25 protein-coding genes and 1 riboswitch are annotated in these 25686 nt (G+C 63.6%); of the genes, 8 read left to right on the forward strand and 17 right to left on the reverse strand.

The genetic code is table 11. The features are described 5' to 3' along the window. Positions 1-34: 34 nt before the first annotated feature. Together WJS89_RS02310 and WJS89_RS02315 are read right to left on the reverse strand one after the other, a co-directional pair. Positions 35-1519, reverse strand: coding sequence for an FMN-binding glutamate synthase family protein (locus WJS89_RS02310; protein ID WP_346339317.1), 1485 nt, complete (start codon positions 1517-1519; stop codon positions 35-37). Continuing rightward, complete coding sequence (locus tag WJS89_RS02315) at positions 1516-3315, reverse strand: M61 family metallopeptidase (protein ID WP_346339318.1); 1800 nt, start codon at positions 3313-3315, stop codon at positions 1516-1518. Before WJS89_RS02315 ends, WJS89_RS02310 begins: the two co-directional genes overlap by 4 nt. Before the next feature lie 100 nt (positions 3316-3415). Here WJS89_RS02315 and WJS89_RS02320 point away from each other — a divergent pair, with 100 nt between their 5' ends. Further along, a complete protein-coding gene (locus WJS89_RS02320; RefSeq protein ID WP_346339319.1) occupies positions 3416-4618 on the forward strand; it encodes an acyl-CoA dehydrogenase in 1203 nt (400 codons plus the stop codon). A 22-nt stretch (positions 4619-4640) separates the two neighbouring features. On the opposite strand, the gene WJS89_RS02325 is transcribed toward WJS89_RS02320, so the two are convergent. Continuing rightward, positions 4641-5165 (reverse strand): GNAT family N-acetyltransferase, encoded by a 525-nt coding sequence (locus WJS89_RS02325; protein ID WP_346339320.1) that lies wholly within the window; start codon positions 5163-5165, stop codon positions 4641-4643. A 6-nt stretch (positions 5166-5171) separates the two neighbouring features. Beyond that, complete coding sequence (rpmE, locus tag WJS89_RS02330) at positions 5172-5402, reverse strand: 50S ribosomal protein L31 (RefSeq protein WP_346339321.1); 231 nt, start codon at positions 5400-5402, stop codon at positions 5172-5174. 110 nt (positions 5403-5512) lie between these two features. Next, a riboswitch (cobalamin riboswitch) is annotated at positions 5513-5649 on the forward strand. A gap of 95 nt (positions 5650-5744) precedes the next feature. Here rpmE and WJS89_RS02335 point away from each other — a divergent pair. From WJS89_RS02335 to WJS89_RS02350, 4 genes are read left to right on the forward strand one after another with little or no spacing between them, the layout of a single operon-like run. Continuing rightward, positions 5745-7592: a TonB-dependent receptor plug domain-containing protein gene (locus WJS89_RS02335; protein ID WP_346339322.1), complete on the forward strand. Its 1848-nt coding sequence runs from the start codon at positions 5745-5747 to the stop codon at positions 7590-7592. After that, the gene (locus WJS89_RS02340; protein ID WP_346339323.1) at positions 7579-8319 is read left to right on the forward strand and encodes an ABC transporter substrate-binding protein; all 741 of its coding nucleotides are present in this window, start codon (positions 7579-7581) and stop codon (positions 8317-8319) included. The genes WJS89_RS02335 and WJS89_RS02340 overlap by 14 nt, the downstream gene beginning before the upstream one ends. Next, a complete protein-coding gene (locus WJS89_RS02345; protein ID WP_346339324.1) occupies positions 8316-9263 on the forward strand; it encodes a FecCD family ABC transporter permease in 948 nt (315 codons plus the stop codon). Before WJS89_RS02340 ends, WJS89_RS02345 begins: the two co-directional genes overlap by 4 nt. Then, positions 9260-9955 (forward strand): ABC transporter ATP-binding protein, encoded by a 696-nt coding sequence (locus WJS89_RS02350; RefSeq protein WP_346339325.1) that lies wholly within the window; start codon positions 9260-9262, stop codon positions 9953-9955. The genes WJS89_RS02345 and WJS89_RS02350 overlap by 4 nt, the downstream gene beginning before the upstream one ends. Here the strand turns inward: WJS89_RS02350 and fabZ are convergent. From fabZ to rpsB, 11 genes are all read right to left on the reverse strand, one after another. Then, positions 9952-10425: a 3-hydroxyacyl-ACP dehydratase FabZ gene (gene fabZ, locus WJS89_RS02355; RefSeq protein WP_346339326.1), complete on the reverse strand. Its 474-nt coding sequence runs from the start codon at positions 10423-10425 to the stop codon at positions 9952-9954. The two genes, WJS89_RS02350 and fabZ, sit on opposite strands and share 4 nt — an antisense overlap. Before the next feature lie 5 nt (positions 10426-10430). After that, complete coding sequence (locus tag WJS89_RS02360; RefSeq protein ID WP_346339327.1) at positions 10431-11030, reverse strand: OmpH/Skp family outer membrane protein; 600 nt, start codon at positions 11028-11030, stop codon at positions 10431-10433. Beyond that, complete coding sequence (gene bamA / locus WJS89_RS02365) at positions 11030-13732, reverse strand: outer membrane protein assembly factor BamA (protein WP_346339328.1); 2703 nt, start codon at positions 13730-13732, stop codon at positions 11030-11032. The genes WJS89_RS02360 and bamA overlap by 1 nt, the downstream gene beginning before the upstream one ends. Positions 13733-13824: 92 nt before the next feature. Continuing rightward, the gene (gene rseP, locus WJS89_RS02370) at positions 13825-14949 is read right to left on the reverse strand and encodes an RIP metalloprotease RseP (protein WP_346339329.1); all 1125 of its coding nucleotides are present in this window, start codon (positions 14947-14949) and stop codon (positions 13825-13827) included. Next, positions 14949-16112, reverse strand: coding sequence for a 1-deoxy-D-xylulose-5-phosphate reductoisomerase (locus tag WJS89_RS02375; protein WP_346340066.1), 1164 nt, complete (start codon positions 16110-16112; stop codon positions 14949-14951). The genes rseP and WJS89_RS02375 overlap by 1 nt, the downstream gene beginning before the upstream one ends. Next, a complete protein-coding gene (locus tag WJS89_RS02380; RefSeq protein ID WP_346339330.1) occupies positions 16103-16735 on the reverse strand; it encodes a phosphatidate cytidylyltransferase in 633 nt (210 codons plus the stop codon). Before WJS89_RS02380 ends, WJS89_RS02375 begins: the two co-directional genes overlap by 10 nt. Continuing rightward, entirely contained in the window at positions 16732-17478 is a 747-nt protein-coding gene (locus tag WJS89_RS02385; RefSeq protein ID WP_431993530.1) for an isoprenyl transferase, read from the reverse strand. The genes WJS89_RS02380 and WJS89_RS02385 overlap by 4 nt, the downstream gene beginning before the upstream one ends. Further along, positions 17475-18032, reverse strand: coding sequence for a ribosome recycling factor (frr, locus tag WJS89_RS02390; protein ID WP_346339331.1), 558 nt, complete (start codon positions 18030-18032; stop codon positions 17475-17477). Before frr ends, WJS89_RS02385 begins: the two co-directional genes overlap by 4 nt. Beyond that, positions 18032-18760 carry a UMP kinase gene (gene pyrH, locus WJS89_RS02395; protein WP_346339332.1) on the reverse strand — a complete coding sequence of 243 codons (729 nt, stop codon included), beginning with the start codon at positions 18758-18760 and terminating at the stop codon, positions 18032-18034. Before pyrH ends, frr begins: the two co-directional genes overlap by 1 nt. A gap of 138 nt (positions 18761-18898) precedes the next feature. After that, complete coding sequence (gene tsf / locus WJS89_RS02400; RefSeq protein WP_346339333.1) at positions 18899-19822, reverse strand: translation elongation factor Ts; 924 nt, start codon at positions 19820-19822, stop codon at positions 18899-18901. Positions 19823-19935: 113 nt separating this feature from the next. Beyond that, complete coding sequence (rpsB, locus tag WJS89_RS02405; RefSeq protein WP_346339334.1) at positions 19936-20691, reverse strand: 30S ribosomal protein S2; 756 nt, start codon at positions 20689-20691, stop codon at positions 19936-19938. Between the two features lie 249 nt (positions 20692-20940). On the opposite strand from rpsB, the gene WJS89_RS02410 reads away from it, so the two are divergent. Continuing rightward, positions 20941-21147: a hypothetical protein gene (locus WJS89_RS02410; RefSeq protein WP_346339335.1), complete on the forward strand. Its 207-nt coding sequence runs from the start codon at positions 20941-20943 to the stop codon at positions 21145-21147. Here the strand turns inward: WJS89_RS02410 and WJS89_RS02415 are convergent. Beyond that, positions 21080-21892: a CDP-alcohol phosphatidyltransferase family protein gene (locus WJS89_RS02415; RefSeq protein WP_346339336.1), complete on the reverse strand. Its 813-nt coding sequence runs from the start codon at positions 21890-21892 to the stop codon at positions 21080-21082. The genes WJS89_RS02410 and WJS89_RS02415 overlap by 68 nt on opposite strands. Beyond that, complete coding sequence (locus WJS89_RS02420) at positions 21889-22635, reverse strand: phosphatidylserine decarboxylase (protein WP_346339337.1); 747 nt, start codon at positions 22633-22635, stop codon at positions 21889-21891. The genes WJS89_RS02415 and WJS89_RS02420 overlap by 4 nt, the downstream gene beginning before the upstream one ends. Before the next feature lie 142 nt (positions 22636-22777). On the opposite strand from WJS89_RS02420, the gene WJS89_RS02425 reads away from it, so the two are divergent. Together WJS89_RS02425 and WJS89_RS02430 are read left to right on the forward strand one after the other, a co-directional pair. Continuing rightward, positions 22778-23998 carry an NADP-dependent isocitrate dehydrogenase gene (locus tag WJS89_RS02425; RefSeq protein WP_346339338.1) on the forward strand — a complete coding sequence of 407 codons (1221 nt, stop codon included), beginning with the start codon at positions 22778-22780 and terminating at the stop codon, positions 23996-23998. Between the two features lie 7 nt (positions 23999-24005). Further along, positions 24006-25616 (forward strand): GNAT family N-acetyltransferase, encoded by a 1611-nt coding sequence (locus tag WJS89_RS02430; protein ID WP_346339339.1) that lies wholly within the window; start codon positions 24006-24008, stop codon positions 25614-25616. Positions 25617-25686: the final 70 nt, after the last annotated feature.

Raw genomic sequence — 25686 nt, forward strand, 5'->3', positions numbered from 1 at the left:
ATAAAGCATGCGTCATGAAACCGTGCTGAATGGCCTAGCCATTCTGAAGGACGGGATCGGGATGCAGTTCGTCCATCCGCCGCGAGCGCCCGTCAGGACAGACCAGCCGGACGTGATACGGCTTGAGGTCGCGTGGACTCTTCACCCCGCAGCTATGCGCGATGATATTCACTTCCTTGCGCATCTGCGCGACGAAATTGGCGACCTTGTCGGCCTTGTCCTCCGGCACCAGTCCGCGCTGCAACCGCTTGTTGTGGGTCGTCACGCCCGTCGGGCAGCGGTTCGTATGGCATTTCATCGCCTGGATGCAGCCGATGGAGAACATGAAACCCCGCGCGGCATTGATGAAATCCGCTCCCGTCGCGAGCGCCCAGGCGACATCGCTCGGCGTAATCATCTTCCCCGAAATCACGATCCGGACCCGTTCGGCCAGGCCGTGCTTTGCGCGCAGATGTACCGCCAGCGGTAACGCTTCGTGAGCGACCATGCCGACATTGTCCATGAGCGGCATCGGCGCCGCGCCCGTCCCGCCATCGCCGCCGTCGATCGTGATAAAATCGGGGGCGCAATCCTTCCCGCGTTCCGTGATGGCCGCAAAGAACCCATCGAGCCAGCCGTCGTCGCCGAGCACCGTCTTGATGCCTACCGGCAGACCCGACACGCGGCGGATCCGTTCGATCTGATCGAGCAGTTGCTGGTCGTTCGCGATATCGAGGTGCCGGTTGGGCGAGATGCTGTCCTTGCCGACGGGGATATGGCGAATGTCGGCGATTTCCTGCGTCACCTTGTGGGCCGGCAGGATCCCGCCTTTGCCGGGCTTGGCTCCTTGCGCCAATTTCAGTTCGATCATCTTCACTTCAGGATGGGCCGCGATCTTGCGCAACTTCTCTTCATCGAGATGTCCCTCGTCGTCGCGCACACCATATTTCGCGGTGCCGATCTGGAAGACGACATCCCCTCCCCCTTCGAGGTGCGCGGGCGCAAGGCCACCTTCGCCGGTCGACATCCAGCAGCCCGCCTTGGCCGTCCCCAGCGACAGGGCCCGGACCGCGGGTTTCGACAAGGAACCATAGCTCATCGAGCTCATGTTGAAGAAGCTCGGTGCGGTATACGGTCTCTCGGCGCCCGGTCCGATCTGCATCGGTCCGGCCTCGACCGCTTCTTCGTCGAGCGCGGGCCAGGCGGAATTGACGAAGATGGGCGTGCCAACAGGCTGCAGGTTCTTGGTCGATCCGAACGGCCGGACGTTCCCCTTTCCTTTCGCCGAGCGATACACCCAGTCGCGCTGCGCCCGGTTGAAAGGCATCTCCTCGCGATCCATCGCGAAGAAATACTGCCGGAAGAACTCGCCCAGCTGGCTGAAGAGGTGTCGGAAGCGTCCGATGACAGGGAAGTTGCGTCGTACCGCGTCGGAGGTCTGCGTGACGTCGATCACGAAGAGGATGACGACTGCGAGTGCCCCCACCCCCAGGACGAGGACGAAAGCGGTGACCAGCCAGTCGAGAATTTCGGCGATCATTCCCCCTTGCCCAACCAGGCCTGGCGCCGGTCGAGTTGCTGCCTTGTCGGACGATCTACCGGAACGATTTCCAGGTAGGGGTTGGATCCGACCTTCACGCTTGCCTGTCCTTCCGCGCCCCCGCGGCGACGAAAGGCGATGGTGACGCCGTTCCCGGGCTTCAGGCTGCCCATCGCCGCCGCCCAGTCCGCGGCGCTATCGATCGCGCGTCCATCGATCGAGACGATCTCGTCGCCCCGACCCAGCCCTGCCTGATAGAGCGCCGATCCGCGAACGGTGTTGCTGTCGAGCATTGCGCGCGATCCCTCGAAGCTCGGCTGGATGAAATCGAGCCACGGTTGCTCCGCGTTCAGCAGTCGAAGCTCAAGCCCGAAGGCCGAGAGCAACGACCCATAATCGGGCAGTTGGTCGCCGTGGACGACGGTCGCGAAAAAATCCTCCGCAAACGCACGGTCGCCCGTTACGTCGGCGAGGGTGTCGAGGAGATCGGCATCCGTATAGGGCTGCTCCACCTTTCCGTAACGCTCCCACAAAGCGCGCATATAGGCATCGAGGCTGGTGTCAAACCGCGTGCGCAGAAGGAGGTCGAGGCCGAGCCCTACCGCCGCACCATAAGTGTAATAGCTGAGTTTGCTGTTGAAGCCGTCGATCGGATCATTGGAGGTGGCGGCGTCGAGATAGGGCGCCAACCGGCTCATCTCGGACGGACTGCTGCCCGGCACGGCGGGCGAAAAGCTCGTGAAAGTGATCGAGCCTGCCAGTCCCGACAAGGTGTCCTCGGTGCTCGCCACTCCGGCGCGGTGCATCAGCACGCCATCGAGATAGCTGTCGAAACCCTCCGCGAACCAAAGATGCTGGGTGACGTCGGCCTGCGAGAAGTCGAACGGCTCGAGTTGCGCCGGCCGCAACCGCTCCACGCTCCACGCATGGAAAAATTCGTGGCTGAACACATTGAGCGACGGCAGACCCGTGGCATCCGCCGCGCGCGGTACCGTAATGACGGTCGAGTTGCGATGCTCCATCCCGTCACCATCCACCCATGGAAGCATATCCACGAGGAAGGTGTAGGTCCCCGCCTCGAAATCCGGCAGGTCGTCCCAGAAGCGAATCTGCTGGTCGACGATCTTCTTCAACTGCCCTTCCATGTCGTCGAGTTCGGCGTCGTCGAGATTGGTATGCGCCGCGATCCGGATTTCGGCGCGCTCGCCCTTGTGCTCGACGGTCCATCGACGCACGACATGGTCCGAAACCTCGATCGGGGAATCCATCAGGTAAGCCCGGCTGGGCGCCGTGAAGACGTAGGGGTCTGCGCTCGGGAAGAGCTGCGTCGCGACCTTCCACGACGGATCGTAGGGCGTAATCTTCACCACCGCATGCCGATCGGGCAGATCGGGCGCGTACATGAGGCTTGCCGGGGCGTTGAGATGCGCGTGCGTGTGATCGATCTGCGCGTAGGTGCCGTCCGCACGATCGCCGTACAGCGTATAACGAACGATCACCGCCCCGTTATGATCGCCCTCGATGATCCAGCTATAGGGATCGGGCCGCGTCACGCGGAGCGCATTGCCGGCCGCATCGACGGCGCTCACGTCATCGACGTTCTTGGCGAATTCGTGAAGCGCATAACGCCCGGGCGACGACCGCGCCATCCGGACGGTCAGCGGACCTTCGGGCACCGCCTCGAAGCGCACGCTGATGCGCGCCTCGTGATACGCCGCATTCTCGAACGAAAGCTCGTAGGTATCGGCGATCAGCGGCGGCACGGACGCCAGCGCGGTGGCGAGGATCAACGACATACGAAATCTCCCGAGTATATTCTGCGTTACGACTGCTAGCGGATGCGCCTGACCGCGCAAGGTCTGGTGTCATCGCTCCTGCCGCTGTAAGGGCACGCCCATGCTTCAGAAATCCACGACCAAGACCCTCGTCCCCTTCGACTGGGAAGATCCCTTCGCCCTCGAAGATCAGCTCAGCGAAGAAGAGCGGATGGTGCGCGACACCGCCCGCAATTACGCGCAGGACAAGCTCCAGCCGCACGTCGCCAAGGCTTTCAACGAGGAAAGCTTCGACCGCGACATCATGCACCAGATGGGCGAACTTGGGCTTTTAGGTGCCACCGTGTCGGAAGAATATGGCGGTGCCGGGCTCGGCTATGTTTCCTATGGTCTCATCGCGCGCGAAGTGGAACGGGTGGACTCGGGCTATCGCAGCGCCTGCTCGGTACAGTCGAGCCTCGTGATGCACCCCATCAACGCCTATGGCTCCGAAGAGCAGAAGCGCAAATATCTGCCCAAATTGGCCTATGGCGAAATGGTCGGCTGCTTTGGCCTCACCGAGCCCGACGCCGGTTCCGATCCCGGTGGCATGCGCACCCGCGCCAAGAAGGTGGACGGCGGCTACGTCCTCAATGGCGCCAAGATGTGGATCACCAATTCACCCATCGCCGATATCTTCGTGGTGTGGGCAAAGTCCGATGCGCATGACGGCAAGATCCGCGGCTTCATCCTAGAGAAGGGCATGAAGGGACTTTCCGCGCCGCAGGTGAAGGAAAAGCTGTCCTTGCGCGCTTCGATCACCGGCCAGATCGTCATGGAGGACGTCGAGGTTAGCGACGATGCACTGCTGCCCGATGTCGAGGGCCTCAAGGGTCCCTTCGGCTGTCTTAACGTCGCGCGTTACGGCATCAGCTGGGGCGCGATGGGTGCAGCGGAAGCCTGCTTTGCAGCCGCCCGTTCCTATCAGCTCGACCGCAAGCAATTCGGTCGCCCGCTCGCCGCGAACCAGATCCCGCAATTGAAGTTCGCCGATATGGTCACAGAGATCGGCCTCGGTCTTCAGGCATCGCTCCGCGTCGGTCGGCTGCTCGAGGAGGGCAAGCTCACGCCCGAGATGATCTCGATCGTCAAGCGCAACAATTGCGGCAAGGCTCTGGCTATTGCCCGCACGGCGCGCGACATGCTCGGCGGCAACGGCATTTCTTCTGAATATCCGGTCATGCGCCACATGCTCAACCTCGAGACGGTCAACACCTACGAAGGTACACACGACGTCCACGCACTCATCCTCGGACGCGCGATCACCGGAATTTCGGCTTTCTGATTGGTATGAAAGGCGGCCGCGCCTACCAGGCCGGCCGCTTCACGATATCGAGCACGTCGCCTTCGTAAACGTCCTCGCCGACTTTTTGGAACCCGGCCGTCTTTGCCAGCTTGTGCGAGGCGGGATTGGCCGGGTCGATGATCGCCCAGATCGGCGTCGGCTTCATGTTGGCCTCGGCCCAGGCGAGCACGGCATCGACAGCCTCGTATCCGATACCCTGACCGTGAAGCGCACTATCGACGATATAGCCAAGCTCGGGTTCGCCTTCGAACCCCAGTCCCCGCATCGCCTCGAAGAGCGAGACGTTTCCGACGAGCGCGCCGGTATCGCGTAGTTCGATCATCAAGCCGCCATAGCCCTGCACATACCATTGACCGATGCTCGACGTGAGCCGCAGCCAAAGGTCGGACCGCGACTTGGGCGGCCCGAGATAGGCGCTGACGTCCGGCTTCGCGAGGATCGCAACCCATGGGTCGAAATCCTCCTTGCGAAACGGACGCAGGAGCAGGCGTTCGGTCTCGATGGTGGGCGGCGAGCGCCCGACCATGCGAGCCTAGTTCTTCTTGGAAAGGCTGAGCCCGCCGAAGCGCTTGTTGAAGCGTTCGACCTGACCACCCTGAGCGGCCTTGCGGGTACCGCCGGTCCAGGCCGGGTGCGTCTTGGGGTCGATGTCGAGCGCGAGCGTGTCGCCCTCGGCGCCCCAGGTCGAGCGGGTCTGGAACTTGGTGCCGTCGGTCATTTCGACGGTGATCATGTGATAATCGGGATGCGTGTCGGTTTTCATGTTGCTTTTCCGTTATTTGGACTGGTTTCCGACCAGCCTCGTGAAAAGATTGGGGCGTCCCTAACGGGGATGTCGCCGATTGACAAGCAAAACCCCCGCTGCCAACGGCTGCTTCCAGAAGATCGAACGGTTTCGCGCCTGTAATGGGTGCGGCGAAGAGGGAAGCCGGTGGCAAATCCGGCGCTGTGCCCGCAACTGTGACCCCACCTCGGGGAAGCCAGATACCGGCCATTCGATCCGTCCGACCGCTCTGCCGGGACCAGCGGCGCGGCGCGGCGACGAATGCTTTCCGCGCATTCCGATCCGTCGTGACGATGTCATGGATGGAACGGAAATTTTATCATGTCGCCTCTGCTGTTTTTCGCCCCGCTGACCCCGCTCGCAGCGCCGTCCCCGGACGCGCCCATTATCATCGCGGCCACGCGCCTCGAGGACGAAGAGGGCCGCTCGGACACCCCCGGAACGGCCATCGATCCGGCCACCGTGGAAGCGCTCTCGCCCGCGCGCCACACTGATCTGTTGCGACTGCTTGCCTCCACCGCGCTTGCCGAAACAGGCCCGCCGGGCACGCAGGCGCAATTGCGGATTCGCGGCGCCGAGGCGAATCACACGTTGCTCTTCATCAACGGCATCGCGGCGAACGATCCAGCCGCGTCCAACGAAGCGCGCTTCGAACTTCTTGCGACGCCGCTCGGTAACCGGCTCGAACTCGTTCCCGGGCCCCGCTCCGCCTTGTGGGGCTCTGAAGCCATCGGCGGTGTCGTTGCTCTCGAAACATTGCCCGCACCCTCGCGACTTCTCGTCGAAGGCGGCTCGGACCGATTTTTCCGCGCCGATGCCACGGTGAGTGTCGACAGCATGACCCTCACCGGCGGTTATCGCCGATCCGAAGGGTTCGACAGCTTCGACGGCACCGGCGACGACGACGGCTTCGAGAATGTGACTGCGACCTTCCGGGGAGACTGGCGCGCCGGGCCGGTCGATCTTCGATTGTCTGCCTTTGCGCTCGATGCGCATAGTGAATATGACGGCTTCGACCCGATCACCTTCCGCCGCGCCGATACGCTCGACACGACCGAAAACCGCCTCGGAGCGGCAAGGGCCGCTGCCGCCATCGGCACGCTCGACACGGTGCGCGCGCGCCTGGACGGCAGTTTCCTGGCTTCCTCGAACCATAACAGACTGGACGGCGAAGCGCTCAACGACACCAGTGCGGAGCGTGCGACGACGGGGATCGAACTCGAACGCGCCTTTTCAATTGGAGGGGCTCGCGTGACCGGCCTTCTCGCCGCCGATCATCGGTCGGAATGGTTTCGCGCCCGCGACCGGCAATATGGAGGACTTACCGACCAGGATCGCACGCGCACCAATAACGCCCTGCTCACCCAATGGTCTGCGCGGATCGACAAGGTCCGTATCGATGCGGCCCTTCGCCATGACATCTTCTCTGAATTCGAGGACGCGACCACCGTTCAGGGATCGCTTGCGTATGACGTGAGCGCGGAAATTTCCCTCTTCGCGCGCTACGCGACCGGCATCGCGCAGCCGAGTTTCACCGATCTTTTCGGCTTCTTCCCCGGGAGCTTCGTCGGCAATCCAGATCTCGCGCCCGAGCGCAGCCGCGGCGGCGAGGTCGGAATTTCCGTCGGCAGGCGCAGCGGTCCGTCCTTTGGCCTGACCTTGTTCGAGCAGCAGCTCGAAGACGAGATCGTTTCCACCTACGATCCGGAGACCTTTCTTTCGGGCGTCGCCAACAGCGACACGTCCAGTCGACGACGCGGGCTGGAGGTCGAAGCGGCTCTTCCGCTCGACGCCGCGACGCGCATCACCGCAAACTACAGCTATCTTGACGCTTCCGAGGCCAGCGTATCTGAAATTTGGCTCGATGAAATCCGGCGGCCGGCTCATCGTGCTGCATTGATCCTTACGGGAGAGAAAGGCTTGGTTCGTTACGGCGCCACCCTCGCCTATGTCGGCGAGCGCTTCGATACGGATTTCGACCAGTTTCCGGCGCCGCGGTTGCGCCTCGCCCCGTACGTGCTGGCAGACGCCCGCGTCGCCTACGCTCTCACGGACAATCTCGACCTGTCGGTACGCGGATCGAACCTTTTCGATAGCGACTATCAGGATGTGATCGGCTATCGCACCGCTGGACGAAAACTCTTCGCAGGCGTCGATGTCCGTCTCTAGTCTTCTTGCCGCTGCCACGTTGCGCATTGCCAGCCTCGACCTGTGCGCGGACGAATATGCGCTCGCGCTTGCGCCGCAGGGAAATGTCGTAAGCGTCAGTCATCTGGGTGCCAATCCCGCCGAACACGCCCTCTCGGATCGTGCGCGCGGCATCCATCGAAATAACGGTAGCCTGTCCGACATCGCGCGGTTGAAACCGGATCTCGTACTCGTCTCGCGGCCACTGTCGTCGGGCGGGGCCCGTCTTGCGCGTCGCCTCGGCATCCGCATTCACGCGCTTTCCAATACACCCACGCCGGACGCGGTGCGCAGCCAGGTCTTGGAAGTCGGTCGACTGGTCGGTGGGACGCGAGCGGCACAGCGCTGGGTGCAGCGCTACGACCGTCTCGCGGCCGAACCGCCCGAAACCATCCGAGCCCTCTATCTCAGCCACTCGGGCAATAATGTTGGAGCCCTCAACAGCGCGTGGATCGCGATGGCGGGGATCGAGCCGCTCGAGATCGCGCCCGGTCGCGGCCATGTCGAACAGATCGTGCGCGCCCGCCCGCGTCATATCCTCGAAAGCCGCTACCGCGCCGACAACTGGCACCGGGGCGGCGACTGGCAGAACCACCCGCTCGTCCGCACGCTCGACGTCCCTCGCTATTCGATCGACGGGCGCCCTTTCAGCTGCGGACGGATTGCGATGCTCGGTGCGGTCGAAGCGCTGAAGGCGCAGCGCCGATGAAACGGTGGCTGCCGTCGCTCCTGCTCGCTCTTCTGGCAGCGCTGCATCTCCTGCTTCCGCTCGACCTCTTCGCGCTCGACGACGATGTCGCCCGTGCCATTCTTCTTGAATTGCGCGCTCCGCGAACCTTGCTCGCGATCGGCTACGGCGCGGCGCTCGGAATGACAGGAGCGGCACTGCAAGCCGTTTTCGCCAACCCGCTCGCTTCACCCGACATCACGGGCGCTGCTTCCGGAGGCGCGCTTGGTGCGGTCGCGGTCGCCCATTTTCTCGCGCTGACGACCCCCATCGCGCTCGCTGCCGGGGGCGCAGCAGGTTCGGGACTCGCTCTGGTGGGATTGTTCGCCATCGCAGGACGCGGTGCCGATCCCGCGCGTCTTCTCCTGGCCGGGCTGGCAATCGCACTGGCAGCAGGCTCGGCAACCTCGCTCCTTCTCGCGCTGGCCCCCTCGCCCTTCGCTTTTTACGACCAATGGCGCTGGCTGATGGGCAGCCTCGTCGATCGTGGCTGGCCAGACGCCGCCGCCGCGCTCATTCCCGCGGGGCTCGCCGCGGCGCTCCTGTGGCGCGACCGCCGACGCTACGATCTGCTGGCCTTGGGCGGTGACGTCGCCGCATCCTACGGCATCGACCCGAGGCGCCTTGCCCAGCGGAGCATCTTCCTGTCGGCAATCGCCATCGGTGCCTGCGTCGCGGCGTGCGGCGCGATCGGATTTGTCGGGCTTATTGCGCCCATCGCTGCGAGAAGCCTGGTTCGCGGACACCCAGGCCGCGCGCTGCTACCCGCCGCACTGTTGGGGGCTGCGCTCCTATTGGCGGCCGACCTTCTCGTTCAGGCGGGACCACCCGGTCGTCCCATCCCAATCGGCGTCGTGACCGCACTGATCGGCACACCCCTGTTCGTCGTCCTCCTGATGCGGCTGGGAAGGAGCCCGGCGGCATGAGCCTCGACGCGCTTGGTCTCTCACTATCGGGTCGCCTTAGCCCGACCGATTTCTCAGTTGCACCGGGTCAGAGCGTTGCGCTGATCGGGCCCAACGGAAGCGGCAAGACCAGCCTTTTACGCGTCCTTGCGGGTATCGCTGGGAAGGCGCGAAGCCTCCGCGTAAGCGGCGAGGATCTCAAAAGCGCGACGCCAGCCCGACGGGCGCGGATGGTCGGCTTCCTCCCCGCGCTTCGAAGCGTGCAGTGGGCAATCCCCGTCCGCGATCTTCTGGAACTCTCACCTTTGTCTGCCGACAAGGATCGCATCCGAGAACTCGTCGAGCGTCTGCAACTCACCCCGTTTCTCGATCGCCCCGCCAACGCCCTATCCACCGGTGAACGGGCGCGCGTCCTGATTGCGCGCACGCTCGCGACGCGTCCACGGCACCTCCTGCTCGACGAACCGCTCGCCAATCTCGATCCCTACTGGGTACTGACGCTGCGAGACCTGTTCGCCGAAGAGGCCGCATCCGGGCGCGGTCTCGTCGTCGCGATGCATGACCTGTCGCAGATGCAGGCTTTCGACCGCCTCGTGCTGATGCGCGACCAGCAGATCGTCGCCGACGCACCGCGCTTCGAGCTCGAACATAGCGACACGATCGCGCGCCTGTTCGATCTCACCCGAGATGCCGATGGCAAGATGCGACTTTAGGCGGGCGGATCGGCAATCATTGCAGTGAAGCCGACCTCGCAGGTGATATCCCCGTCTACCGAAGCCTTGCCGGAAAACTTGCAGATATTGCGCCGCATCTGAACGATTTCGGCATCCAGATGCAGCAGGCAGCCCGGCTCGACGGGCTTGCGAAACTTGGCGTTTTCGATCGCCATGAAATAGACGAGCTTTCCCGATCCCGCGAGCTCGAGACTTTCGACCGCGAGCACGCCCGCGGCCTGCGCGAGCGCCTCGATCTGCAATACACCCGGCATGATCGGCCGCCCCGGGAAGTGCCCTTGGAAGAACTGCTCGTTCATCGACACGGCCTTCACCGCGCGGATGCTCTTGTTCTTCTCGATCCGCTCCACCCGGTCGACGAGCAAGAGCGGATAGCGGTGCGGTAACGCTGCCATCACGCGAGTGACGTCCATCGGTCCCATGACGGCCTCGCTACCGCTATCGCTCATTTGTCTTAGCGGCCTTGGGCGGCGGGCTGCTGGGCCGGCTGCTGCGGCGCGGGCGCCTGCGTCTGGATCGTGGTGAGCGACGCGTTGAGCGCAGCCAGCACGTCGCCCGTCATGTCCACCGCCGGCATGTTGCCGAGGACATTGTTCTGCGGAATGAGCATGTTCGCACCGCGGCTCGCCATCACCTGCCGGTACACCGGGTCGAGCGCCGTGCCGATCTGCTGGAGGACGTAATTGCGATTACGCTGCACGGTCGCCTGGCGCTGACGGATTTCGTTGGCGGCGTTGGTCCGCTGCTGTTCGAACGCCTGCGCACGCTGCTGGAGGGCAGCGGAGGGTTCGGCACCGTTGAGCGCCGTGATCTCGGCCTGGAGCGCTTGTCCCTGCGTCTGGAGCGGCGTCCCCAATTCGGTTTCGCGAGCCTGCACCGCACGGGCCTGCGCTTCGATTGCCTGAAGCGCGGTCGCGCAGGCATTGCAGGTCGTGACAACGCGCTCCACGTCGACGATCCCGACCTTCGCATCGGCAACGGCCTGTGCGGAAGCGGTATTCGGGGAGAGCGTGGCGGCACCGATGAGGCCCGCGGCGATCAGAAGATTTTTCATCAGAATTGTGTTCCTACGTTGAACGAAAAGGTTTTAGGCTCATCGCCTTCCTGCTTGAGGATGGCGGTCGCCAAGTCGATGCGAAGGGGACCGAACGGCGAATTCCAGTTTGCGCCGACGCCCACCGTCAGGCGCGGCGATGGGCTGTTGCCGACGAATGTCTCACGATAGCCCGAACGGAAGATGTAAGCGTCGTCGCCGTCACCGAAGTCGGCACAGGACGTGACCGGAATCTGCCCTCCGGCACCATCGCCGACCGTGTCACCAGGCCGGACGATCCGCTGGGGAAGGTCGCTGTCGGCACCGGGTGTACAGGTGAACAGGATATCGCTCGTCAACGGCTCGGTCAGATCCCAGACCGAACCGATATCGGCAAAGATCGAAGGACGGATACCAAAGCCGCGCAGCGAGGCCGAGACGGGAATCTCCAGTTCGGCGCGCCCGAAGTAATAGGCACGTCCGCCGAGCGAATTCGATTCACGCGCGTTTTCGGGAAGCAGATTGCCGTCCTGATCGTAAGGAATGCGCAAGACGCGCGGCCCGATGCCGCGAATGTCGAAGCCACGGAAGGACGGGCCGAAGAAGCGGTCGGTAATACGGATGGGATCGCGCCCGATGATATCGGAATCTTCCAGCGGCAGTGTATAACCGCCTTGGGCGTTTAACGAGAAGACGAAGTCGCGTGGCAGTCCGAAATACTTCGTTCCGTTCACCCGGGTCGAAAGATATTTGACGTCGCCGCCGAGCCCCGCGAAATCCTGGATGAAGCTGAACCGCTGCCCGCGCGTGGCGCGCAGTCCGTTGGTGTTGTCGAATGCCAGCGTGTAGCCGACCGCCGAGGTCAGTCGTTCGCCGATTTCCGAGCAGAGATAGGTCCCTGCGCGAAGCGGATCGCACTCGTCGTCGCCGATTACGCCATCGCCGTCGAGGTCGGAATAGAATTGGCTCTTGTCGAGCGTGATGTCGTCGAGCGACAGCGTGTAGCGCGTGCCCATCGACAGATATTCGGTGATCGGGAAGCCGAGCCGCACGCCGCCGCCGGTCCGGACCTGGTTGTAGGTCGTGCGACGCTCGCCGCCGATGAAGTTGAAGTTCGAGTAATCCTGGCGGTAGAGGTTCGCACCGAACAGGATCGGGCGGCCGAGGAAATACGGCTCCGTAAAGCCGAGCTGCACCGATTGCGAGTAGCGCGACCAGTTCACGCCCGCGTTGAGGGTCTGGCCCTTCCCGCGAAAGTTCGTCTCCGCGATCGAGGCGGCGAGGAGGAACGATTCAAGGCTCGAGAAGCCTGCCGAGAAGGACAATTGCCCGGTCGGCTTGTCCTCGACGTCGAGCACCAGCTTGACGCGATCGTCGGCGACCTGTTCCTGCTTGATTTCCAGGCCTTCCTGGAAATAACCGAGGCTGCGAATCCGGTCCTGCGTACGCGCGATCTGCTGGGCATTGAAGGGATCGCCTTCGAACAGACGAAATTCGCGGCGGATGACGTTGTCGCGCGTCGTCACGTTGCCGTTGATCTCGACCCGATCGATATACACCCGCCGTGCATCGTTCGTGCGGAAGGTGATATCCATCGTGCGCGTTTCGTCGTCGCGGTAGAAAGCCGGTTCGACATTCGCGAACGCATAGCCGAGCAGCCCGGCCAGCTCGTTGAGACGCGTCGCCATGTCCTCGACGCGCGTCGTGTCGAACCACTCGCCGCTTTCGATGTCGATCTGCCGGAGCATCAGTTCCTCGGGCAGGTCGCGCAGGGCGCTGTCCGCTTCGATCGATCCGAACTTGTAGCGCGGCCCTTCCTCGATGACATAGGTGATCACGAAATCCTCGCGATCGGGGGTCAGCTCGGCGAGCGCGCTGACGACGCGCATTTCGGCATAGCCCTCGGTCAGATAGAAGAGCCGGAGCTTCTGCTGATCGGCCGCCAACCGGTCGGCGTCATAGCTGGTGTTGGACTTGAGGAACCCGAGGAAACCGCCAGCCTCGCGGCTGTACATTTCCTTGATGACCTTGCCGTCCGAGAATTGCTCGTTCCCGATGATGTTGATCGAACGGATCTTCGACTTCGGACCCTCGGTGATCTCGAACACCAGATCGACGCGGTTCTGGTCGAGTTGCACGATCTTGGGTTCGACAACCGCCGCGTAGCGTCCTTCGCGAGTATAGAGTTCGATGATGCGATCGACGTCCGCGCGCGCCTTGTCGCGGGTAAAGATCTGCCGCGGAGCAAGCCGAATCTCCGGGGTGATTTTGTCGTCCTTGAGCCGCCGGTTCCCCTCGATCACGATGCGGTTGATGATCGGGTTTTCCTGGACCGCCACGATGAGATTGCCGGTATCGGCGCCCGTGATGACGACGTCGGAGAAGAGTTGCGTATCGTAGAGTGCGCGCAAGGCCCGGTCGAGCGTGGCGGCGTCGTAGGTCTGGCCCGGCTGCAAGCCCGAATAGGCCAGAACGGTCTCGCGCTCGATGCGCTGGGTACCCGTCACACGGATCGAGCGAATCAAGCCTTCGCGCGGATTGGCGGTTTGCGTCGAAACGGGCTGCGCGACGTCCTGTGCGCTGGTGTCGACCACGAGGTCGGGCAGCGGCACTTCCTCGACCTGAGCCTGAGCGGCCACCGGCATCATCGCGCCCGAGAGGATCGTTCCGACGAGCAATGCTGCATGGCTGCGGCCGAAGGCCTTCTTGTGTGTCACTGTCACGCGTTCCCGCCCTCTTTTATCCTGAAAAAGGCCGACCCTTTATGCTTGGCGTCGTGCCCGAATTTATGTCGCGCCTGCCTAGAGTAAGGCAGCTATCCCATCAAGCGTCCTATCCGCTCGCCCACGCCGATCGAGGAAAGATCGTTGAGCGTCGTGAACAGGACCAGCATCGCGATGAGCGCCATACCTCCACGGAACGCCCATTCCTGTGCCCGGTCGCTGACCGGTTTCCGGCGGATCGCCTCGATCGCGTAAAAGAGGAGGTGTCCACCATCGAGCATGGGAACTGGCAGGAGGTTGATGAAGCCGAGATTAATCGAAAGCAGCGCCGCGAACCCGACCGCCGCTTCCCAGCCGAGCTGCGCCTGCTGACCGGTCACCTGCGCCATCTTGATGAGGCCGCCGATTTCCTTGACCGACAGGTTCCCGAACAGGATCCGTCCCAGTCCGTCGATTATCCAGTCGAGCATTGCGATCGTACGCGTCACCCCCTCGCCGATCGCCTCGATCGGCCCCAGCGTGCGGCGCTCGCCCAGCGTCTGGCCGATACCCAGCCGCCCGATCCGGTGGGTCTCGCCGTAGACGTCCTCCTGCTGCACTTCACCGATGGTGACGGCGACCGTCCGCCGCGAGCTACCGCGCTCGTAGACCACCGGCACGGTCTCGCCCGGACGCAGGATCACGGTGCGCATGATCGCATCGAAGTCGTCCGTCGTCTTCCCCGCGACGCTGACGATCCGGTCTCCTTCCTCGAGACCTGCCGCGGCCGCGCCGCTCTCCTGCTGAACCGAGCCGACGACATTCTCCGGAGGCTGCAACATCCCGACGCTGGCGAAGAATGCCGTGAAAATGGCGATGGCCAGGACGAAATTCGCCATCGGCCCCGCCAGCACGACGAGGAAGCGCTGCCACACAGGCTTGTTGGCGAACAAGGCGGGGTCGGCCGCATTTACTGCTGCGGGGTCGGGACGGCTCGCCGCGTCGGCATCACCCGCGAAGCGCACATAGCCCCCCATCGGGAGCCAGCCGACCTTCCAGCGCATCCCGCGCCTGTCGGTCCAGCCGAGAATCTCGCGACCGAACCCGATCGAGAAGACTTCGCACTTCACGCCGAACACCCGCGCCATGCCGTAGTGACCCAGCTCGTGAAAGAAAACGAGCGGCCCCAGCACCACGATGAAGGCGACGAGGATGAACAGGATTGACGGCTGTTCCATCAGGCCGCCCGCGCTTTCACCACGTCGGCAGCATCGCTGCGCGCAGCCGCATCGACCATCAGCACGTCGTCGATCGACGCCAGCGGCGCTTCGTTAGCTCCCTTCTCGAGCACTTCTTCGACGCTTGCCGCAATGTCGGAGAAGCCGATCTTGCCGCACAGGAAGGCCGCCACCGCGACCTCGTTCGCAGCGTTCAGACGCGCGGGCGCGCTCCCTCCCGCCTCCAGCGCCGCGCGCGCCAGGCGCAATGCCGGAAAACGCTTGGGGTCGGGGGCTTCGAAATCGAGCCGCGCGACCGCCGCAAGGTCGAGGCGCTCGATCCGCGTTGCCATCCGCTCGGGATAAGCAAGGCAATGCGCGATCGGCACGCGCATGTCGCTCGGTCCAAGTTGCGCAAGGATCGACCCGTCGCAATATTCGACGCAGCTGTGGATGACCGATTGCGGATGGACGATGATGTCGATCTTCTCGCTCGGTAGCCCGAACAGGTGATGCGCCTCGATGAGCTCCAGCCCTTTATTCATCATCGTGGCGCTGTCGACGCTGATCTTCGCGCCCATCGACCAGTTGGGGTGCGCCACGGCCTGCTCGGGCGTCTTGCCGGCCATCTCCTCGGCGCTCAATTCACGGAACGGTCCTCCGCTTGCGGTCAGGATCAGCCGTTCGACCGCGGCGTAATCCCCATCGAGCAGACACTGGAAAATGGCATTATGCTCGCTGTCTACGGGCAGGATCGTCGCCTCGTGACGCTTGGCCGCGTCCATCATCAACGCGCCTGCGGTGACAAGGCTTTCCTTGTTTGCGAGACCCACGGTGACACCCGCCTCGATGGCCGCCATGACCGGCTTCAAGCCCGCGGTCCCGACGATCGCCGCCATCACGAAATCCGCTTCCCGCGCGGCTTCGCAAAGCGCGGCCTCGCCAGCGCTCGCCTCGCAATCGACGCCCTCCAGCGCCGAGCGCAGATCGTCCAGCAGTGCCACATCGGCGACCACGGCGCGCCGCGCCCCCGTCCTGCGTGCGATGACCGCAAGTTTCTCGATGTCCGATCCCGCCGTCACCGACACGACCTCGTAATCGGGGTCGTTTTCAATCAGCGCGAGCGTCGATCCGCCGACCGACCCGGTCGCGCCGAGGATGGAAATACGCTTGCTCACAGCCAGCCTGTGTAGACCAGCGCGCCGGCGATGGTCGCCACGACCAAAAGGCCGTCGAGCCGGTCGAACAAGCCGCCGTGCCCCGGAAGCCACCGACCGCTGTCCTTGACGCCCGCGCGCCGTTTCATCGCGCTTTCGAAAAGATCGCCGACCTGCGCCGCGATCGCCGCGAAGGGCGCGAGCATGTAGAGGCCGTGCGGAAGCTGGGCCGCCCAGGCCCAGGCACCGCCGAACAGCGCGGCGAAAACCATGCCCCCGATCAGCCCCTCGATCGTCTTGTTGGGGCTGATCGCGGGCGCCAACTTGGTGCGTCCCATCGTCTTGCCGATCGCGTAGCCACCGACATCGGTCGCCCACGTCACGATGAAGACCCACATGATGAAGCCGAAACCGTCCAGCGTTCGATCGCGCAGCCACAGAAGCGCGATCGCTGGAACGAGACAATAAAGGAAGCCGCCGATCTTCCAGAGGATCGAGCGATCCTTCACCAGCTGCATCCACTCCCAGTAGACCGCCGTCGACAGTGCCGCGACGAACAGGGCAAACGGATAGCCCCCGACCCAGGCGATCGCGATCGCGATCCCGACGAGGATCAGTCCTACGACGGTACGTGTCGCCAGTTCGTTCATCGCCCGCCGAACCTGCGCTGCCGCTGCTGAAACGTCATGATCGCGTCCTCAAGCGCCGCGGCGCCGAAATCGGGCCAGAGCATGTCGAGAAAAAGAAACTCGGCATAGGCGGCCTGCCACAGCAGGAAATTCGACAGGCGTTGCTCACCCGACGTGCGGATCACCAGATCGAGCGGCGGCAATCCCGCCGTCTGCATGGCCGCATCGACGGCATCGCAATCGATGCTCTCCACTGCCCGTGCTCCATCGGCAACGTCCTGCGCCAGTCTGCGCGCCGCAGCGGCGATCTCCTGCCGGCTTCCGTAGTTGAGCGCGACATTGAGCGTCAGCCGATCGTTGCCCGCCGTCTTGGTGCTGGCTTTCTGCAGCCGGTCCCACAGGTCCGGCCCGAAGGCGCTCGGCTCCCCGATGAAACGAAGTCGCACCCCCTCACGCGCCAGCTCGTCCAGTTCGCGATCGAGGTAGAAGCGCATCAACCCCTTGAGATCGGTGACCTCTTCCTCGCTCCGCCGCCAATTCTCGCTCGAAAAGGCATAGAGCGTCAGGCATTCGATCCCCTGCTCGACCGCCGCACGTAACGTCCGCCGCACGGCTTCCGCCCCCTCGCGATGGCCTGCGACGCGCGGTAGGCCCTTGGCCTTCGCCCAGCGTCCATTGCCGTCCATGATGATGGCGACATGGCGCGGCACGCCCGCTGCCGCGGGAGCACCCTGGTTCGTTTCGGAGGCCAGCGCCTCGCTCACTGGGTGAGGATTTCCTTTTCCTTCGCCTCGGCAATCTTGTCGATCTCCGCGATGCGATCGTCGGTCATCTTCTGCACGTCACTTTCGTGCTTCTTGCGATCGTCCTCGCCGAATTCTCCGGCCTTTTCATCGGCCTTGATCGCGTCATTGCCATCGCGCCGCACATTGCGGACCGCGATCTTGGCCTTCTCGGCATATTGACCGACCAGCTTCGCAAGCTCCTTGCGACGCTCTTCGGTAAGATCGGGCAGCGGCAATCGGATAAGCTGCCCGTCGACCACCGGATTGACACCCAGCCCCGCCGCGCGGATCGCTTTCTCGACATTGCCGATGTTCGACTTGTCCCATACCTGCACGCTGATCAGCCGCGGTTCGGGCACCGACACGGTCGCGACCTGGTTAATCGGCATGTTCGCGCCATAAACGTCGACCTGCACCGGGTCGAGCAGCGCGGTCGACGCGCGCCCCGTGCGCAGGCCTGAAAGATCGCCCTTCAGGCTTTCCACCGCCCCGCTCATGCGGCGCGACACGTCGCTCTTTTCATACTGGGCCATTATTCGCTCTCCTCGTTCGTGACGATCGTCGATGTCCCTTCGCCGGCGAGGACATATTCGAGATTGCCCTCCTCGCGGATGTTGAAGACGACGATCGGAATATCATTGTCGCGGCACAAGGCCACGGCGCTTGCGTCCATGACGCGCAAATTATCCGCCAGCACGCGGTCGAAGGTCAGGCTCTTGTAGCGCTCTGCGCCAGCTACCTTCTTGGGATCGGCATCGTAGACGCCGTCGACGCTCGTCCCTTTGAACAGCGCGTCGCAATTCATTTCTGCCGCCCGCAGCGCCGCAGTCGTGTCGGTGGTGAAAAAGGGGCTTCCCGTCCCCGCCGCGAAGATCACCACGCGGCCCTTCTCCATGTGCCGCTGCGCCTTGCGGCGGATATAGGGTTCGCACACGCTGGACATCGGGATCGCCGATTGGACCCGCGTATCGACCCCGATCTGCTCGAGCGCATTCTGCATGGCCAGCGCGTTCATCACCGTCGCGAGCATCCCCATATAGTCGGCGCTCGCCCGATCGATGCCCTGCGATGCCCCCGCGACGCCGCGGAAGATGTTGCCGCCGCCGACCACGATGCACAGCTCATAGCCCGCTTCCTTGGCACGCTTGATCTCGCCCGCCACGCGCCCCGTCGTCGCCGGATCGATGCCGAACGAACCCTTCCCCATCAAGACTTCGCCCGACAGTTTCAAAAGCACGCGGTTGAAGGTCGGGCGGGTCATGGAATCTCCGGCAGGTTTGGGGTTCGAACGCTCTTAGGGCGCACGCGCGGCGCTCACAAGGCATTGGCACACGAAAAAGGGCGGGAAGCCTCGCAGCCCCCGCCCCTCTTCTGTTTCAATCAGCGAATGCGAGCGAGCTTACTGCCCGGCAGCCGCCGCGACTTCCGCCGCGAAGTCGCTTTCCTCGCGCTCGATGCCTTCGCCGAGCTGGAAGCGCTCGAAACCGACGAGCTTGATCTCGGTACCGGCTTCCTTGCCCGCTGCGCCGACGACGTCCGCGACCGGCGTCTTGTTGTCCATGACGAACAGCTGGCTCATCAGCGCATTTTCCTTGGCGAACTTCTTGATCGACCCTTCGACCATCTTGTTCGCGATCTCCTCGGGCTTGCCCGATTCCATCGCCTTGGCCTTGGCAATTTCGCGCTCGCGATCGAGCATGTCCTGATCGAGATCCTCGGCATTAAGCGCCAGCGGGTTGGCAGCAGCGATGTGCATCGCGACCTGCTTGCCGAGCGTCTGAAGCTGGGCATCGTCGGCCGAGCTCTCGAGCGCAACCAGCACGCCGATCTTGCCGAGGTTCGGCGCGGCGGCATTGTGCACGTAGCTCACGATCGCGCCCTGCGGCACTTCGAGCGTCGCAGTCCGGCGGATCGACTGATTCTCGCCGATCTTCGCGATATTGTCGGTCAGGCGCTCTTCGACGCTGCCATCGGCACCCGGATAGCTCATGCCCTTCAGCGCCTCGACGTCGCCATCGGCCTTGAGGCTGAGGTCGGCCACGTCCTTCACGAATGCCTGGAAGGTTTCGTTCTTGGCGACGAAGTCGGTTTCCGAGTTGACCTCGACGACCGCGCCCTTGTTGCCTTCGACGGCAACGCCGACAAGGCCTTCGGCGGCGGTGCGGCCCGACTTCTTGGCGGCGGCGGCAAGGCCCTTCGTGCGCAGCCAGTCGACCGCGGCTTCCATGTCGCCGTTCGTTTCGGCAAGCGCCTTCTTGCAGTCCATCATACCCGCATTGGTGCGGTCGCGGAGTTCTTTCACCTGGGCGGCGGAAATGGCCATCGGGAACGGTCCTTTCGAATTGTTGTGCAAGGGGGAAGGAACGGCTGTCCGCCGCGCCCTCCCCCGAATTGATGATGCCGTGCGCGCTCTAGGGAACGCGCGCGACGAAAATGTTACGCGGTCGCGGCAGCTTCGGCGGGCGGGTTTTCGCTCGCACCGAAATCTTCACCGCTCATCTGCGCTTCCTGCCCACGACCGACATTGGCGGCGTTGGCGATGGCTTCGCAGTAGAGACGGATCGCGCGGCTGGCGTCGTCGTTACCCGGAACCGGGAAGGCGATGCCGCTGGGGTCGCAGTTCGAATCGAGCACCGCGATGACCGGAATGCCGAGCACGTTGGCTTCCTTGATCGCCAGATCTTCCTTGTTGGTGTCGATCACGAACATGACGTCGGGAAGCCCGCCCATGTCGCGGATGCCGCCGAGGCTCTTTTCGAGCTTGTCGCGCTCACGCGTCAGCTGGAGAACTTCCTTCTTGGTCAGGCCCGCGGTGTCGCCGCCGAGCTTTTCCTCGAGCGTCTTGAGGCGCTTGATCGAGTTCGAGATGGTCTTCCAGTTGGTGAGCATGCCGCCCAGCCAGCGATGGTTGACGTAATGCTGACCGCAGCTCGCCGCATATTCGGCGATCGGCTCGGAAGCCTGGCGCTTGGTGCCGACGAACAGCACCTTGCCACCGCGCTGCACCGTCTGCTCGACGAAGTCGAGCGCGCGGGCGAACAGCGGAACCGTCTGCGACAAATCGATGATGTGAACGCCGTTGCGCGCGCCGAAGATGTACGGCTTCATACGCGGGTTCCAGCGGTGGGTCTGGTGGCCGAAATGCGATCCGGCTTCTAGCAATTGCTGCATGGTGACGACGTTGGCCGCCATAGGATAGTCTCCTTCCGGTTATGCCTCGACAGGTCCGAATAACTCTTCGTGAGAGCACCGGTATGGTGGACCCGTCTGCGAGATGGCGCGGCAGATAGGCGAAAGGCCTCCGCCCTTCAACCCCTTATCGCATCCGCGAACGACTAGGAGAACAAAAAGTGACCGAAACGGCTTGACTTGACGGGAACAAAGGAGGAACTAGCAACAAGAACGGAGCGAGAACACGCTCCGCAGCAGGGGTAACGGATCATGATCATCGGACTGTTCTTCGCTTTCCTCATCGCCGCCATGGCCGCCGGCGTCACCTATGTCGTGCAGGCAGAAGGTGCCAAGATCAGCGCCGCTCTGTCGGGCACCAGCCGTCCGCCGCTGGCGCCGACCCGCCCGGTTACGGTGCGGTGGGAGAAGGTGCCGTCTCACTCGGCGACGCGCGCCCCGCTCGCCGCCGCTGCTTGACCCGCCGATAGCTTGCCATGCTGAACGGCAGGCAGGCGAGATAGAGAATACTGATCAGGAGCAGTGCTTCCTCGGTCATCGTCAACAGTGCCGCGCCCAGCAACCCGACACCGACGAGCGCGAACAGCCGCCACTCGCGGCGTACGCGCACCGAGCTCCAGCTGTAGGTCGCGACCGAACTGATCATCAGCAGTGCGACGAACAGCACCCAGGGCATCACCAGCCACCATTCGCGGAAGAGTCCCTCTCCCGTGATGATCCACAGGTAGAGCGGCACGAACGCCAGCCCCGCCCCCGTCGGCGCCGGAACGCCCGTCAGGAAACCTGCGGACTTGTGCGGCTGGTCGTCGTTGTCGATCCGCGCATTGAATCGCGCGAGCCGCAGCGCGCAGCAGACCGCGAGCGCCAGGCTGGCGATCCATCCGAACCGCGGCGCCTCGCTCAGCGACCAGAGAAAGACCACCAGTGCCGGGCTCACCCCGAACGCGATATTGTCGGCAAGACTGTCCAGCTCCGCCCCGAACCGCGACTGCGCCTTGAGCAGTCGGGCTACCCGACCATCCAATCCGTCGAGCACCCCCGCGACGATGATCGAGATGATCGCGATCTCGTACCGCCCCTCGATCGCAAAGCGCACACCGGTCAGCCCGAAGCAAAGTACCAGCGCCGTGATCGCATTGGGCACGAGCGCCCGGAACGGCAGGCCGCTGCGGGGCGCGATATCGGAGGGCGCGTCGTCCCTCACTGCGCGCGGCCCTCGAGCTTCTCGTCGCTGCCGAGCGCTGCCAGCACCGTCTCGCCCGCAATGGTCCGCTGGCCGAGGATCACCCGGCTCCCCGTACCTTCGGGTAGATACACGTCGACACGGCTGCCGAAGCGGATCAGACCGACCCGCTCGCCCTTCTCCACCGCATCGCCTTCCTTGACGTGCGTGAGGATCCGCCGCGCGACCAGCCCCGCAATCTGCGTGAAGCCGATCTTTACCCCGTCGTCGCGCCCGACCAGGATATGACAGCGCTCGTTATCCTCGCTTGCCTTGTCGAGATCCGCATTGACGAACTTTCCCTCGATATAGGCGATCTTCTCGACCCGCCCCGCGATCGGCGCGCGGTTGATGTGCACGTCGAACACGCTCATGAAAATCGAGACCCGCGTGAACGTTCCGTTTCGCAGCAGCCCCTCGCCGACCAGTTCGGGCGGCGGCGGGCCCTTCTTGATCATCGTCACCAGCCCGTCGGCGGGCGCGATCACCAACGCCGGGTCGAGGGGACTCACCCGCACCGGATCGCGGAAAAACGCCGCGACCCAGACCGTGACGCCGACGAGCAGCCAGCCCAGCAATTCGCCGAACCAGCCGTCGATCGCTACGAAAACGAAGAACGTGATGAATGCCGCGATCGCGACGAACTTGCGCCCCTCGGGGTGCACTTCGGGAAAACGCCATTTGACCGCGGTCAGCTGGCTGTCGGGGTTTTCGATCTCTGCCATGCATCGCGCTCCTAGGGCCGGTTTACCGGCGAAACAATCCTTGCCCTAATGCGTAAGCCCCCCGACCGGTTGCGAAAGCGCCCTCGCCCGCTTAGAGCCGCCAACGAAAACTGACACCTTATACGAAAGAGGCCACGCGCACATGGACAAGATCAAGGTCAAGAATCCGATCGTCGAATTGAACGGCGATGAAATGACCCGCATCATCTGGGACTGGATCAAGGAACGGCTCATTGCGCCCTACCTCGATCTGGACCTCAAGTCCTACGATCTGTCGATCGAGGAGCGTGACCGGACCGAAGACCAGATCACCGTCGACGCCGCCAACGCCATCAAGGAATATGGCGTCGGCGTGAAGTGCGCGACCATCACTCCCGACGAGCAACGCGTCGAGGAGTTCGATCTCAAGAAGATGTGGCGGTCGCCAAATGGCACCATCCGCAACATCCTGGGCGGCGTCGTCTTCCGCGAGCCGATCGTCATCGACAACGTCCCGCGCCTCGTTCCGGGCTGGACCGATCCCATCGTCGTCGGCCGCCACGCCTTCGGCGACCAGTATCGCGCCACCGACTTCCTCGTCCCCGGCCCCGGCACGCTGACGATGAAATTCGTCGGCGAGGATGGCGAGGTGATCGAGAAGGAAGTGCACCAGTTCCCCGAGGCCGGGGTCGCCATGGGCATGTACAATCATGACGACAGCATCCGCGACTTCGCGCGTGCCTGCATGAACTACGGCCTAGACCGCGGCTGGCCCGTCTATCTGTCGACGAAGAACACGATCCTCAAGGCCTATGACGGCCGCTTCAAGGACCTGTTCCAGGAAGTGTTCGACGCCGAATTCAAGGACAAGTTCGCCGAAGCGGGCATCGAATATCAGCACCGCCTGATCGACGACATGGTCGCCAGCGCGCTCAAGTGGAACGGCAAGTTCATCTGGGCCTGCAAGAACTATGACGGCGACGTCCAGTCGGACACGGTCGCACAGGGCTTTGGTTCGCTGGGTCTGATGACCAGCGTCCTCATGTCGCCCGACGGCAAGACCGTCGAGGCCGAAGCCGCGCACGGCACCGTCACGCGTCACTACCGCCAGCACCAGGAAGGCCGCGCCACTTCGACCAACCCGATCGCGTCGATCTTCGCCTGGACGCGCGGCCTCATGTACCGCGGCAAGTTCGACGATACGCCCGACGTTGTGAAGTTCGCCGAGACGCTCGAGGACACGATCATCAAGACCGTCGAGGGCGGCCAGATGACCAAGGATCTCGCCATTCTCATCGGGCCGGACCAGGCATGGATGACCACCGAGCAATTCTTCGAAGCGATCGTCAACAACTTCGAAGAGCGCATGAAGAGCTGGAGCTAAGCCTCTCTTGCCCAACCAGAAAACGAAAGCGCGGTTGAATGTCCGGCAGGCCCGCCTGTCGGACATCGCCGGTATCGTCGCGCTCGCCGCGCGCGCCTACAAGGATTTCGTGCCCTACACGGCGAGCGAGATCCGCGGGCAGCTCAACAACTTCCCGCGCGGTTGCTTCGTCGCGGTGCTGGACGAGAAGATCGTCGGCTATTGCGCTTCGCAACGCATCGCCGAGGGAATCGCGCTCGGCCACCACACCTGGCGCGAGATCACCGGCGGCGGTTATGGCGCGCGGCACGATCCCACCGGCGACTGGCTATACGGCTATGAAATGGTCGTCGACGCGAGGGCGCGCGGCACCCGCATCGGTCGCCGGCTCTACGAAGAGCGCCGCAAGCTGGCCGAAGAACTCGAACTCACCGGCATCGCCTTCGGCGGCCGCATCCCCCGCTATCGACGCAATCGCAAGAAGGTGGCAGGCGCGGAGGACTATCTCGAGAAGGTCGTCTCGGGCGAAATTCACGACCCCGTCATCCGCTTCCAGCTCGCCAACGGTTTCGAGCCGATCGGCATCCTCAAGCAGTATCTTCGCGAGGACACGCAGAGCATGGGGCACGCCGTCCACATGGTCTGGCGGAACCCTTATGTCGATCGCAACGAACCCAAGAAATTCCGCCTTCCCCGCGGGGTCGAGAGCGTGCGCATCGCCGCTTGCCAGTTGCAAGCCCGCGCAGTCGGCGACTTCGAGGAGTTCATCGACAACGTCCGTTATTTCATTGAGGTCGCGTCGGACTATGAGAGCGATTTCATCCTGCTCCCCGAGCTGTTCACGCTAAGCCTGCTCAGTGCCGAGGAAGAGGAGCTGAATCCAAAGGACGCGATCGCCAAGCTCACCGAATATACCGAGCGCATCCGCACGAGCCTCAGTGAAATGGCGATGCGCTACAACATCAACATCATCGGTGGCTCGCATCCGACCCAGACCCCCGACGGAGACATCCAGAATGTCGCCTTCGTCTGCCTGCGCGACGGGGCGGTGCACGAACAGGAGAAGATTCACCCGACGCCGAACGAGCGTTACTGGTGGAACATCTCGGGCGGCGACAGCATCGACACGATCCCCACCGACTGCGGCCCGATCGGCGTCCTCATCTGCTACGATAGCGAATTTCCCGAACTGGCCCGCCGCTTGGTCGACGAGGGCGCGCGCATCATCTTCACGCCCTTCTGCACCGACAGTCGGCAGGGCTATCTGCGGGTGCGCTACTGCTGCCAGGCGCGCGCGATCGAGAACCAGTGCTTCGTGGTGATGGCGGGCAACGTGGGTAACCTGCCCAACGTCCACAATATGGACATCCAATACGCCCAATCCTGCATCCTCACGCCGTGCGACTTCCCGTTCGCGCGCGACGGCATTGCCGCGGAGACGACCGAGAATGTCGAGACGCTGGCAATCAGCGACGTCAACCTCGCCGACCTGTCCTGGGCACGCGCCGAAGGCACCGTCCGCAACCTCGCGGACAGGCGCTTCGACCTCTACGACATCAAGTGGGACACCGCGCACAGCCATGACAAGGAACGCCCGCGCGCCGAACCGATCGGCACGGGCACGATGGGCGGTGGCTGATCCTCGCCGTTCAAACTCGGTTCACCAGCCCGACAACATTTGCGGCCCCGTAACAATATAGGGGAAAGTG

It is taken from the genome of Sphingomicrobium aquimarinum, from assembly GCF_039655735.1.
Classification (GTDB): Bacteria; Pseudomonadota; Alphaproteobacteria; order Sphingomonadales; family Sphingomonadaceae; genus Sphingomicrobium; species Sphingomicrobium aquimarinum.